11 protein-coding genes are annotated in these 12,433 nt (G+C 41.2%); 9 read left to right on the forward strand and 2 right to left on the reverse strand.

Going from position 1 to position 12,433, the window contains the following annotated elements:
• Nucleotide 1: 1 nt before the first annotated feature.
• Together EXT47_RS19230 and EXT47_RS19235 are read right to left on the reverse strand one after the other, a co-directional pair.
• Nucleotides 2-1,330: a hypothetical protein gene (locus EXT47_RS19230; RefSeq protein WP_130127339.1), complete on the reverse strand. Its 1,329-nt coding sequence runs from the start codon at nucleotides 1,328-1,330 to the stop codon at nucleotides 2-4.
• Entirely contained in the window at nucleotides 1,320-5,282 is a 3,963-nt protein-coding gene (locus tag EXT47_RS19235) for a TOMM system kinase/cyclase fusion protein (RefSeq protein WP_130127340.1), read from the reverse strand. The genes EXT47_RS19230 and EXT47_RS19235 overlap by 11 nt, the downstream gene beginning before the upstream one ends.
• A 256-nt stretch (nucleotides 5,283-5,538) precedes the next feature.
• Between EXT47_RS19235 and EXT47_RS19240 the strand changes: the two genes are divergently transcribed.
• The 9 genes from EXT47_RS19240 (at nucleotide 5,539) to EXT47_RS19280 (ending at nucleotide 12,377) form a co-directional block, all read left to right on the forward strand.
• Nucleotides 5,539-6,270, forward strand: a complete 732-nt coding sequence (locus tag EXT47_RS19240; RefSeq protein WP_130127341.1) for a hypothetical protein — start codon at nucleotides 5,539-5,541, stop codon at nucleotides 6,268-6,270.
• A 97-nt stretch (nucleotides 6,271-6,367) separates the two neighbouring features.
• Nucleotides 6,368-6,985: an aspartyl/asparaginyl beta-hydroxylase domain-containing protein gene (locus EXT47_RS19245; protein ID WP_130127342.1), complete on the forward strand. Its 618-nt coding sequence runs from the start codon at nucleotides 6,368-6,370 to the stop codon at nucleotides 6,983-6,985.
• Between the two features lie 58 nt (nucleotides 6,986-7,043).
• Nucleotides 7,044-8,351, forward strand: a complete 1,308-nt coding sequence (locus tag EXT47_RS19250; protein WP_130127343.1) for a class I SAM-dependent methyltransferase — start codon at nucleotides 7,044-7,046, stop codon at nucleotides 8,349-8,351.
• Nucleotides 8,352-8,369: 18 nt separating this feature from the next.
• Entirely contained in the window at nucleotides 8,370-8,879 is a 510-nt protein-coding gene (locus tag EXT47_RS19255) for a GNAT family N-acetyltransferase (RefSeq protein ID WP_039494928.1), read from the forward strand.
• A 119-nt stretch (nucleotides 8,880-8,998) separates the two neighbouring features.
• The gene (locus EXT47_RS19260; RefSeq protein ID WP_223192109.1) at nucleotides 8,999-9,292 is read left to right on the forward strand and encodes a hypothetical protein; all 294 of its coding nucleotides are present in this window, start codon (nucleotides 8,999-9,001) and stop codon (nucleotides 9,290-9,292) included.
• 12 nt (nucleotides 9,293-9,304) lie between these two features.
• Nucleotides 9,305-9,826, forward strand: coding sequence for a phage tail protein (locus tag EXT47_RS19265; protein ID WP_039494929.1), 522 nt, complete (start codon nucleotides 9,305-9,307; stop codon nucleotides 9,824-9,826).
• Nucleotides 9,827-9,836: 10 nt separating this feature from the next.
• Nucleotides 9,837-10,361 (forward strand): phage tail protein, encoded by a 525-nt coding sequence (locus EXT47_RS19270; RefSeq protein WP_039494930.1) that lies wholly within the window; start codon nucleotides 9,837-9,839, stop codon nucleotides 10,359-10,361.
• A gap of 11 nt (nucleotides 10,362-10,372) precedes the next feature.
• Nucleotides 10,373-10,906: a phage tail protein gene (locus EXT47_RS19275; RefSeq protein ID WP_039494931.1), complete on the forward strand. Its 534-nt coding sequence runs from the start codon at nucleotides 10,373-10,375 to the stop codon at nucleotides 10,904-10,906.
• Nucleotides 10,907-11,045: 139 nt separating this feature from the next.
• The gene (locus tag EXT47_RS19280) at nucleotides 11,046-12,377 is read left to right on the forward strand and encodes a S8 family serine peptidase (RefSeq protein WP_039494932.1); all 1,332 of its coding nucleotides are present in this window, start codon (nucleotides 11,046-11,048) and stop codon (nucleotides 12,375-12,377) included.
• Nucleotides 12,378-12,433: the final 56 nt, after the last annotated feature.

Consider the following 12,433-nt stretch of genomic DNA (forward strand, 5'->3'; position numbering starts at 1 on the left):
TTTACTTTTCCTTAGGGTTTAATGTTATTTCTTTCATTGGTATACCAGGTATTCCACTGTTTATTAAAGTGAAATCTTTGAATCTTTCTGTCCATTTTATTTTATTTTCATTGTAATAATAATTTAGATTGTTATGGCAGCTCGCGCAATCAGACCCTTTATTTCTGATACTTTCAGAGACGGTCCACTGTGACTTAGGAATTTCACATTTGCTATTCACCTGAGCTAGAAAAGGCTCAAAAACCACACTTCTAACATTTTTGTCAAAGCGCTGGTATGACCCCGCGTTATCAATATGTGGAAATTGTGAGCCAATCAGCTGGTAATGTTGTAATACTGAGTTTTGTTTTTTGAGCTTAGAGCGATACTGATCATTATATGTTGCAGCTAGAGTGGGGATCGGCTCATCTCGAATAAGAGGTGTCGGTCTATTGGCTGTATATATATTGGAACAGCTATATTCATCCTGAGCAATGAAGCTATATTGAATTGTTTTTGGGGTTTCACTTTCAAGCGTATCAACCTGCTCAAATGTCAACCAAGTCCAAGTCGGTTTATCACCTACTAATAGGTTTGAACTGGTACCGACCCCAACGTGCATGGCAACGAGACCGAGTGTTTGTTTTACTGCAAAACCATGTAACTTAATGTTTTCCATGGTGATGTATCTCAGTTTATCATCTTTGTTTGTGAGTATGCGCCAACCCAGTTTTAACGCAATCTGAGGTTGTTTAGCGGATGTGTTACCTTGCCCACAACTGCCCCACCTAAATGCGAAACCCGCAAGGTCTTTGAGAGAAGGATTGTTATCAATTTCGTTCAGGTTTTCTTTGGTATCCCATAGCGCTTCCATCCATTTATCATTTACACGCTTTTCAAAAAATACAGGGTTGTTATTTTTATCTCTCAGGCCTAGCATTTTGATTTCGTCGCCATCTAGCTTTAACGACATATCTAAGTCTAAACAACCAGAGTCACATTGCCAGCTATCTGCTGTGGTAATATTTTTTCGAGTATCTTTGCCTTCAACAGAAACGGGCGTGTTGAACTCCTTTAAATAGCCATTTGTGTAGTTGACTTCAGCAAGTGTTGCGGTATTAATCCAGTCAGCCCAAGCGGGTAGTGAAAGCTTGCCGAATTGTTTTTGTTGGTTAATCGCAATAAAAGTTTGCCATGAGTATTCGTATAAATGCTCAGGTGTAAGCGTAAAATTGGCAATCGCATTGTTCGTGGCCAAATCACATGAAACGTCCGCAGGAAGCAAAGTTGTTGATGCACTCGCAGCCCCTGAACAACCCAATGCTAACAGTAAGCATGTTCTAGTTATCATTCTTAATTTCCTCTTTTAAATACTTGTTGATATATCCAAGTGCCCCTTGCAATTCAGCGACTTCTTTAGCACTTTTTAATTGTTCTTTACGAGCGGATTCTGTAGTACACAGCATACTTTTAAGTCGATAAGCTTCTGGTAAGTAAAACGTATCAAGTTTTTCATTTGCAATATTGATAGCAATATCTAACTGTTCTAAAGCCTCTTGGGTATCTTCTGCAAGCAGTAAGCATTCACCATACATTGTTCGTAGCCAAGCAACATGACCGATAGAGTCCGTTAACAGGTATGCATCTAAACCAGAACGAACGAGAGGAAGACCTTCAGATACATTGTGATCAAGACACATCAGCCAGCCTTTTATTACGTTGCCAATGGATAACCAAAGCGCGAATCCATGCTTCTCAGAAAGTGAAAGGACCTTTTCAGCGTAATACTCGGCTAGGTCGCGTCTTCTGGATATTACTCCAATGTAGGCATGACGGGCGTAAACGTGAACTTGATATGCGGGAATATCATCTAATTCTGTCAGTCTATCAGCTTTAATTCGCTGTTGATCAGAACGTTCGTAATCACCCATGAGCCAAGAAACACCGGCATGAATTGGCAGTGAGGATATTGCACAGTCAAATGGAAATGGGTAGCTTTTGAAGTATTCGTGGTGCTCATCATAGTTATAAAGTGCCAATGCCTGAGTAAAGGTCTTGTCAGCCAATAGCAGATCACCTTTAGCCCATTCGATCCCGCCTTTTAAATGAAGAGCTGCTATTTCCAATGCTGCAGAATTTTGCTGCTTAGCCATTTCAAGTAGTTGCTGTATCGTGTTCAATCCTTCGATATGCTCGGCTTTAACGACTTGAATTAATGCAATACTCCAAAAAGCAGAATACAGCTCAGGGGGGTTGTTGAGCTCGCTACACAGTGCTCGGGAACGGTCAATATGTGGTGTGATACTGCTGTTTGCATATCCCAATGTGGTAGCCAAGTGCAGTGCTAGTGCATTTCTTATTAGAATTTCTGTGAGCTTGTTTTCGTAACTGCCTGTACATTGCGTGAGAGTATTAAGTGCGCAGGTATAATGTTGTATTGCAGAATTTATATCTGCCAACTGTGTACTTTTTTCTGCAGCTAGTTTCCAAAGCACTGTTGCATCAGTGTATTCAAGCGCTTTTTCATGATGAGTTGCTCTTAATGTGTAATCCTCACTTTTGTATGAGTTTAGTGTTTGAGCAACCACTGAATGTAACAAACGTATGCTGGTTTGATTAACACTTTCATAAGCCGCGTCCCTCACTAGCGCATGCTTAAAGATATAGCTATCGTTATCAACGCGGCGCTGGTGCACGATAAGGTCGTTTGCTATCAGCTCATTTAAGTCGTTTTGGATCTGGTTTTCGCTTAAAGAAGATGCCGCAACGAGTAAATCATATTCAAACTCTCGGCCTATCGTTGCCGCAAGTTGCGCTGTTTCTTTGGCGTGACTAAGGCTATCTAGTTTTTGTTGTAATGACTCTCTTAAACTCGTAGGTACTTGGTCAAGTTTATCTGGTGCGAGGAAGTCAATCTCTCCGCCTTTATCTCCAACTAATGCCTTTTGCTTAAGCATGTTGACGAGTTCTTCAATAAATAGTGGGATCCCATCTGTGCGACTGGTAAGTAATTTGAGAACTCGCTCTGACACTCGGCGGCCATCAAACAAGTTAATGATAAAATCTTCGGTGGCCTTCTCGGTTAGTTTTCTCAGGCAAACATCCACTAAGGTAAGGTCTTTTAACTGAGTTGGCACCGCTTGTCTTGAAGTGCTTAGTAAAACATCGCCTGAAGCTAGCGCACCGACAAAGTGATGTAAAAACTCTAAGGTGGTGCTATCTGCCCAATGAATGTCTTCAATAATGTAAAGTTTAAACTTACTGAGCCCGTGACGGTTTGACAGTAACAATGCGCAAAGCCCTTTAAACAACACTTGCTTCTGCTCATCGGGAGAAAGTGTAGAAGGCGTAATTTCATCATCAAGTGAGATATTGAGCCAAACTAGCAACACAGGGATAGCTTGCACTAAATCGAGCTTACTATCCACGTTTGATAATACATAACTAAACACGGTATTGGCTGAATGAGCGTCAAGCTGTTCGGTGTTAAAGAGGTATTTGACCAACGTTAAAATTGGATACAAAGCATTATTTTGGTGCTCTGGTAAACACTGGGCGACTAAATGCTGATATTGCGGTGCATTAGCACGAATTTCTTGCAGCAGCCGAGATTTACCTATGCCAGCTTCACCATGAATGTGGGCGATGCGTGTTGCACCTTCGACTTCGTTATTAATGAGTGAAAGTGTCTGTTCAAGCTCAAGGTGACGACCTACAAGTTCATGATGGTTCTTTGTACCACGCATAAAGCCAAATGCTTCGATGCGACGTTCTCCTTGCAAGTTATAAACCGGCGTTAGTTCAAATAACGGGCCTATTTGAACTTGACCGTACAGATTGAATTCTGAAAAAGCATCAAGGAGTGAACGTGACTCTGCACTACATAAGACTTGGCGCTCGCCGGCTTCACGGGAGAGTGCTGCTGCAATATTTGCGTGATGACCTTCAGGTACGGCATTGGCGTAGGTAATAAATACACCAGTATGAATACCAATGTGAGCATTAAGGGCGACTCTGTGGGCTTCTTGCATTAGTGCGTTACGTTTGCCAAGTTCGCTTATCATTTCAAGTGCGGTACGGGCAGATAACCGCGCATCGTTATCGCTGCTAACAGGGTAGCCAAAATAAAACAAGCTGGTATCGGCGAGGTTACCCACGTGATAAGCGCCGTAACGAGTCGCGATATCAATAAAGTGATTGCGTTGAGATTTATAAACGGTGTCGATGACATCGAAGTCTTTATCTTGATTGTCGAGTGCTTTAACACTTAACCTTACCGCAAGAACGGTGAGCTGTTTGCGCTCAGTAAGCGCCGTATATTCTTGAATGGCACGATGGTTAGGATCGTCATCACGGATCATTACTGTGGTTTCGTCGTAACCATGTTGAGCTTTAACATCATTTAGCACACCAACAAGGTTCGATACGTTCATTCGTGCCAGTTCAGAGAATGCCTCGGTTGCGGTGATCACGCGCTCCAACGCGCTTTTATTGAGTACGCGTCTGAGAAGCCCTGCAAGAGGGTGGCCAAGTAGTGCGCTTGGAATTGGAATATGTACATCGCTTAATTGCTTGTGATAAATCGATGCGACGCTAGTACCCGTGACCGCAGGCACGCCAGCTAAACATTCTAAAAATACCAAACCCCAGACATAGAGATCCGATTTGGCCGAGGCTGGCTCACCACGTAATTGTTCTGGTGCGCTGTAAGAAGGTGTGCCTAATGTTTCTTGCGTTAGTGTGATTGTTTCAAAGTCATGCTGGCGGGTTTCTTGTGCCAGTGTACCAATACCAAAATCAAGTATTTTGGCATAAGTTTTTGCACCAGACTGGCTAAGCATGATATTGGTTGGCTTTATGTCTCTGTGGATAATGCCCTGTTGATGAGCGTGAATGAGCGCGTCTAACACCTGCAACATGATGTCGGTTGCATACACTGAATCAATTGCACCATTTTGACTTAGATAGTCCCGTAGTGTTTGCCCTTCCACATACTCGAATACCCCGAACATTAAATTTTCATTTAATTGTCCTTTATCTAATAATCGTACGATATTTGGGTGATTTAATTGACTACAAAGTAAGGTTTCGCGATTGAAACGTTCCGCATATCTGTGTTTTTTCGTCGCTTCCAGTTGTGGTTCTAACGCCAAAAATTTTAGTGCAACGATTTGCCCAGTGTTTATTTGGCGTGCTTTGAAAACTTTACCGAATCCACCTTCTCCAATTTTTTCAAGTAGTTGGTATTTGTCAGACTGGAAAACATCGACAATATGGCTATCCGAAAACTGTGTCAGAGACATATGATTACTAATTCTTATTTTTTGTTAATGGTATAGGGTAATTGGAATGTAAATACTTGTCTAGCATGAGAATTTTAATTGTTTTTTAAAATTGGATAATTAACAGGCGGGGTTGACAGTGTGTTTTTGTAAGTAGTTGAAAATATTTTGTTTTTGTTTGAGTGTGTTTTTTGGAATATTGCTTGTAATGGAGTGTAATTCCTTCTGCTCGAAAAAGTTGGCATACTTTACTTATAAGAATAAAAAGGAAAAATGAATGAAACGCCGAACATTTATGTTTGCTGGTGCAGCACTCACGGTTGCATCAGTCTTACCTCCTGTTAGCTTTGCTAGACAAAGCTTCACTGCTTCTGGAGTATCAAAAGATACAACGGAAAGGCTTCCTGAAAACCTATTAAATGAACTCGGTATTCAAGTACCTATCAGGGATGCTCTGAGCCCCTCAGGGGAACGAGTTTCTTTCCAAAAAAGGGCAAATATAATTAGGCGTTACGGAGATTCTCTCTACGTTTACTTCGAACATGAAAGAGTGATCAGGGTTTTTGATACCCAGGGTAACCCTGCTTCCAATGAATTGCCTTTACCTAAATACATTAGTGATCTTAAAGATTTTGCTGTAGACCCGACACTACAACAGCTTTATTTATTGCAACCTGGAAAGCATCACATAGTGTTAGCTGATTTCGGCGGTGAAATAGTGAGCACTTTTGGTGAGTTCGGGATTGAGCAAGACTATCAACTTAATGGTCCCAAGAGCATCACCATAGGTAAGTCTAATCAGTTATTTGTTTTAAATTCTGGTAGTTCTAGTATCAAAGTTTTTGACAGCAACGGAGTATTTTTAAAAAACTATACACTGAGTCAAAAGCAAAAACGCACAGTTACAAGTATCGATGGCTCTAATCAGATTATTATCAATGGTGGGAAGTTTTCAGATCGCCAATGGAAATTAGATCAAAATATTCGCAATTTTATCGAGGTGGACTAAGCTGAGTAAGGGCTTGATCGGATTTTACTTTTTGCCACTTAAGCAGTTTGGAGCTTGAGTTACGTTAGGTTAGTTATCTGTGAACTTAAGGATGGTTATGCCATATAGTAAGGAACGGTTAGCTTATTTTAAGCTTCCAATTTTTCTTGAACATCAACAAGTACTCGACGAGCTAGGGACACTGAATGAGCTAGCTTGGACTGACCATGTAAATAAAGCAAATTACGAAGGCGGCTGGGACGTAGTTGCGTTGCGTTGTTTGTCAGAGCATTTATCTGCTCACCCGATCTTACAAAACTTTGCGATTGAGTCAGGCACTCACTGGCAAAACTTACCTATATTAGAAGAAAAGCCGCTACTTAAATCATTTGTTGATAATTTCCCTTGTGAAGTTCTCTCCGTAAGAATCATGCGATTGAAAGCCGGTGCTTTTATAAAACCTCACAGAGATGGCGGCCTTTGTATCGAAAATGGTGAAGCAAGACTTCATATACCTTTGGTCATTGACACTGCTCTTGAGTTTGTTGTTGATGGTATGCAAGTACCAATGAAAGAGGGAGAGGTGTGGTACATAAATGCGGACAAAATACACAGTGTAGCTAACCGAGGAAACCTTGATAGAGTCAATATCGTTATTGATTGTAAAGTAAATGATTGGTTAATAGATTGCCAGTCAGGCTCAATGGACGTCCCTTGTGAAAATTATACAAGTTAAAAAATGCAGTGTGTTTCGTTGGTAAGTGATTTAAAAATAATAGGTTGAAGGATCTGTAATGACGTCTGGTAGCATGTACCAAGTAAAAAAATTGCTAGAGCACTCTCAAGCTTTGCTCCTAAATGAGGTTGATGCTGGGCTAAATAGACCTCACGCAGTATCTATGTCTGAGGCTCTAGCTGAACTAACAGGCGTATCCACTGACTTCGATATGAATGATTGGTCTGATATAAACACCGACAAAGGGGTCGCGATTTCACCTGTTCAGGCAGCGAAATGTTTACTAGAAACGCTACGTAGTCAGATATTTATGCAGGGCGTTGCGAGCGCGATACGAGACAGAATCAATCAGCAAGATAATATAAACATCCTGTATGCAGGGACCGGGCCATATGGTGTATTACTATTACCTTTTCTCGCGCTTCACAAAACGAGTCCAGTCTCCGTGACACTTTTAGATATTCATCCTGAAAATACGCAAGCAATACATGAGCTGGTAACTAAACTAGATATCGTTCATATGGTGAAACGTATAGTACACGCAGACGCAACAACTTGGCTACCTGAAGAACCAATAGAATTTGATCTCATTATTTCCGAGACCATGAATACCTTATTACGCAGAGAGCCTCAAGTATGGATTTTTAGTCACCTTCAACAGTTTTTAAAGCCAGATGGAGAGCTCATACCTCAAGAAATTGAGCTTACTGCTTGGCTATGCAATCCAAGTTCTCTGACGAAAAGTGAGCAAAGAGTCAACCCAGCTGAGCTTGGTTCGTTTTTCCGTCTCGATAAAAACACAGCCAGCGCACTCAATGAGAATAACCTAGATGTTTTATCTGGTTCGTTTGAGGTACCGGATTGCGGGAAAGTTTATCATACACTGGAATTGAAAACGGAAATCAAAGTCTATAGGGAGCATAGACTCACCGAAAATCAATGCAGCTTGAATTTACCAATTAAGTACCAAGATAAAAATCTAAAGGCCGGTGATCGGATCACGTTTGAGTATATTAACGATCCAATACCTGAGTTCATCTTTAGCTTCCCTGATGAAAGTTTACCAAATCTTCCCGCTTATCATGAGGTGGGTGAGTCTGGAATTTTCCAAATTAAACGTATCTTCGTTAAATGCCAATTAAATAAAGTAAATAAGCTTGATATTAACAACCATGAATGTGAGTGGTCTTTGGATACGCAAATATGGGGTGAACTTGAGTTAAGTTTAGAATTGGTTTTAGAAGCCTTGTATCGGTTTAGGTTGTTTGAGGAATTTGAGTTTTGGCTGCTTGATAAAATTGGTAATCGACTTGATGATAAATTAGTTGGTGCTATTAATCGAAAAGTAGTCGGTTTTTATAGTTAAAATATAAAGGTAAGAGTGATGAAGTTTACGCCTCCAGATGGTTTATATGTTAGACCGTCAAAACCAGAAGATAAAGGCTTTCTGGAAAGCTTACACCATAGCACTCGGCAAGATTTGCAGTTGATTGATGGAGATAAGGATTTTATAGAGTCAATTATTGAAATGCAGTTTAAAGCGCAAAGTAATGGCTATGGAGATCAATTTCCAAACGCTATGTATTTCATTATTGAAAAACACCATGAGCGAATAGGCAAGGCGACAATTGACTTTGGTAATAATGAAGTGAGATTAATAGAAATTGCTTTAATACCTCAAGCTCGTGGATTAGGGCTTGGTGCAGCAGTTGTTCAATCTTTCCAGCAAGCTGCTGCTCAATCCGGCGTGCCGATGACTCTGTCGGTATTGCAAAATAATTACGATGCAAAGCGTTTATATCAGAAGCTAGGCTTTAAAATTGAATCAATTAAGGCTCCTTATGAGTTACTAATTTGGTATCCGCCAGCGTTGAGGAATATAGTTTTAGGTTAATTTAAAAAGAGGGGTAATAAACGAAAGGTAATAAAGCGCCTCGCTTGATCATTGGTATTAATAACTGTTTTTTAGTTAACAAGAGCGAGTCTAACTTAATGAGCAAAGGAGCAAGTGTTGTGAAACTAACTAGTAGTTTATTTGAAGACTTAATCGGTCAGGATGTTGAAGTTTTTACGGCCGATGGCAAGCATAAGCTAAACGAGTTGCAAGTTGATGCTATTGATGAGTGCAAGCTAAACAGTAATGAATTTGAAGGATTTTCTGTAACGTTAACCGCCAAATCAAATTTTCCGCTTACTGATGATACGTATACATTAAAGCATCAAAAGCTGGGTGAAATGCCACTGTTTTTATCTGCATACGAAAAAGACAAGTATCAAATAATTATCAGTATAAAAAAAGAAGCATAAAGGAGTTTAATAATGTCAGAACCCTATATTGGACAGGTTACCCTCTATGGCTACAATTGGGCACCTAAAAATTGGTCTTTATGTAATGGTCAGCTAATTCAAATTAGCCAAAATCCAGCGCTTTATTCTCTTACCGGCACCGCGTATGGTGGTGATGGTAGAACAACCTTTGGTCTACCAGACTTTCGTGGCAGAGTGCCGGTGGGGCTTGGTAACTTAGGAAACGCTAGTTACGATAGAGGCAATGCTGGTGGCGCTGAAAACGTAACGTTAACCTTAGCAAATATTGCACACACCCACACCATGCAAGCAAGTACGAAAACGGCTGACTTTCCATATGCAAATTTTCCCACATCAAACCAAATGGCGACGCAGACGGCAGTGCCTATATATGCCGCAGCATCGAATTTGGTAAATACCTCTGACTCCACGGTATCAAGCATTGGCGGCGGTCAGAGCCACAATAATATGCAACCCAGCTTATCTCTTAACTTTGCCATCGCACTAACTGGCATTTATCCAAGCCGAAACTAAGGAGGTCGTAATGGAAGGGTTTATTGGACAGATAACGATGTTTGCCGGCAATTACTCGCCATTTAAATGGGCGTTTTGTTATGGGCAGATCACTGCAATTACAGGGAATGAAGCGTTATTCTCTTTGCTTGGAAATACTTATGGTGGTGATGGAAGAAGTAGTTTTGGGTTTCCTGATATGCGAGGTCGATTACCTATGGGATTTGGCAATGGTACCGGATTAACGCCAACACTGATAGGAACAATGAAAGGAGTAGAAACGGTCACCTTAGATATCAGTCAAATACCATCGCATAGCCATAATTTTCAGGTAAGTAACAACACCGCAACGGGTACAAGCCCTGGTGGGCAAGTGTTGGGTAAAGCTGATATGTACTGTGAACCAGCAACGGCCCAGTATAATGATGGTCCTTCAGCTATGTATGACGGCATCATTGCCTCTAAGGGAAGCAATAATGCTCATGAAAACAAAATGCCTAGCCTCGGGGTTAATTTTATCATATGCCTAAATGGCATATATCCACCTAGAAATTAAGGAGAAGAATAATGGCTGATTGTTTTTTAGGTGAAGTTCGAATGTTTGTTTGCAATTTTACACCAGAGTGGTGGACCAGTTGTGGAGGACAGCTACTACCTATATCGCAAAATTCAGCACTTTTTGCGGTAATAGGCTGTAACTTTGGTGGTGATTGTCGCACCACCATGGGGGTGCCAAATTTACAATGTAGAGTACCGATGGGGACGGGGACAGGCCCAGGCCTGACACCAAATATGTTAACTGAAAAGCAAGGCGAAAATGAAGTTGTGCTATATGAGTCGAACTTACCTGCTCATACCCATACTTTTTATGGAACGACTTCATTAGGCGGAACGGTTGATTCGGGGCAGGGGAATCTACTCGCACAATCTCCAGGCGGTAACGTTTATGATAAAACTCCTAATGCGCAAGAGCAGATAGAGATGGATTATGCTGCGCTTGGTACTAATGGCATGGCAAATGCTGGGCATGAAAACCGCCAACCATTTTTGGCGATTCAGTTTGCATTGGCACTAGATGGTACATTTCCACCAAGGAACTAGCTTATTAAAGCGCAAAGTATTGGTAAGAGATTGGCTTGGTGCTGGTCCTTACTAATACTTATATTTTACGGCGGTAATTGAGTGTTATTATCGGCTTTAAATTAGTAACTTACTGTGGTGTTTGTAAGAGTGGTAACCAATGTGTAAAAAAGAGGTATGTCAGCTTTTTTATCTAACAAGATTAAAGCTGGTGCTGTGCTTTATATTTGTTGTTTTATCTATTGGTACGACGAATGCACAGGGAATTGAGTTTGTTAATTTTGGCAACAAGATAAAGCTTGAACAGAGCAACGCTGAACCTAAGAGTGTGTATAAGTTTGCTAATTCAGAACATTTGGTAGAGCTGAGTAACAGAATAATCATAAAAATAAAGGCTGGGATGGGCGGTGGCGTTACAAACGCCTTAAAACAAAAAATAGAGGTGGGCCAGCTAGCCATCTTTGGGCCCTTTGCAGAGCACGAGTTTATGGTGGTATCGCTAAAAGACGCGTCCGCAAAGCGCTTGACTGGTGCACTAGCGATTGCCAGTGGTTTGGAGGGGGTAATATATGCCCAACCAGATATTTTACAAATAAAAAGTAAGCTCGAAGTTGAAAATCATAACGCTGCGCAATGGTTAACAAAAACCTTGTCGCAATCAGGTTCTATGAAAAGCTTACCCTTTCGTTTATTTCAGTTAGAGAAATGGCAAAAACAACTACAACAATTGACTCAAGGTGAGGGAGTAAAAATAGTTGTTATCGATGATGGCTTTGATTTAAAACATGAGGCCTTAAGTAAAACTAAGGTATTACTCACCTACGATATTGAAAGAAGAGTCAAGGACGTACAGCCGCAAAGCCGCTTTGATAAACATGGTACTAAGGTAGTCGGAGTGATCTTTGCCAGAGCAAATGACGCTTTGCCAGCTGAAATGGCGGGCCTTGCAATCGACGCAGGGCTTATTGCAATAAGGCAAACAAAAAGCTGGACAAGCCATACATTGGAGTCGTTACATATTGCGCAACTGGCGCAAGCCGATGTTGTTAACATGAGTTGGCGAACACAGTTACTACTGGAACCAATAAAAGATGCCATTGATGGCCTAGCACAAACCGGCCGAGGCGGTAAAGGAAGCTTAATGGTATTAGCCGCTGGAAACAGCGGGAAGATGATTAAAGCAAACAGCACAGAGGCGAGTATTGCATCTGCGGTGGTGGTGGGCGCAATGAATAGCAGCGGTATGCCGGCAAGTTTTAGCAACTTTGGTAAATCGGTTAGTGCTTGGATGCCAGGTTATAGTGCTAGGGGTATTGCAAGAAATAATGCATACAGTGGTTTTGGTGGTACTTCTTACGCAGCGGCATATTGCACGGGCATGATTGCACTGCTGTTGGCCGCTGAACCCGGACTAACGGCAAGTAAAGTCAAACAAAAGCTGGCTCAAGTGTCTGGTTTAGCGTTGGACAACCAGAGTAAGCAAAGTAATTAAACGGCTGTGTTAGCTACTGATAACACAACAAGTTGGATAAAGGTCGTTCCTACCTT

The sequence above is a fragment of the Pseudoalteromonas sp. CO342X genome, from assembly GCF_004208915.1.
Lineage (GTDB): Bacteria > Pseudomonadota > Gammaproteobacteria > Enterobacterales > Alteromonadaceae > Pseudoalteromonas > Pseudoalteromonas maricaloris.

What these genes read in the sequence shown, in the direction of transcription:
- EXT47_RS19235 (WP_130127340.1), bottom strand. Translation starts at nt 5,282, where the DNA reads ATGTCTCTGACACAGTTTTCGGATAGCCATATTGTCGATGTTTTCCAG.
- EXT47_RS19280 (WP_039494932.1), top strand. Translation starts at nt 11,046, where the DNA reads ATGTGTAAAAAAGAGGTATGTCAGCTTTTTTATCTAACAAGATTAAAG.
- EXT47_RS19250 (WP_130127343.1), top strand. Translation starts at nt 7,044, where the DNA reads ATGACGTCTGGTAGCATGTACCAAGTAAAAAAATTGCTAGAGCACTCT.
- EXT47_RS19245 (WP_130127342.1), top strand. Translation starts at nt 6,368, where the DNA reads ATGCCATATAGTAAGGAACGGTTAGCTTATTTTAAGCTTCCAATTTTT.
- EXT47_RS19255 (WP_039494928.1), top strand. Translation starts at nt 8,370, where the DNA reads ATGAAGTTTACGCCTCCAGATGGTTTATATGTTAGACCGTCAAAACCA.
- EXT47_RS19270 (WP_039494930.1), top strand. Translation starts at nt 9,837, where the DNA reads ATGGAAGGGTTTATTGGACAGATAACGATGTTTGCCGGCAATTACTCG.
- EXT47_RS19275 (WP_039494931.1), top strand. Translation starts at nt 10,373, where the DNA reads ATGGCTGATTGTTTTTTAGGTGAAGTTCGAATGTTTGTTTGCAATTTT.
- EXT47_RS19240 (WP_130127341.1), top strand. Translation starts at nt 5,539, where the DNA reads ATGAAACGCCGAACATTTATGTTTGCTGGTGCAGCACTCACGGTTGCA.
- EXT47_RS19265 (WP_039494929.1), top strand. Translation starts at nt 9,305, where the DNA reads ATGTCAGAACCCTATATTGGACAGGTTACCCTCTATGGCTACAATTGG.
- EXT47_RS19230 (WP_130127339.1), bottom strand. Translation starts at nt 1,330, where the DNA reads ATGATAACTAGAACATGCTTACTGTTAGCATTGGGTTGTTCAGGGGCT.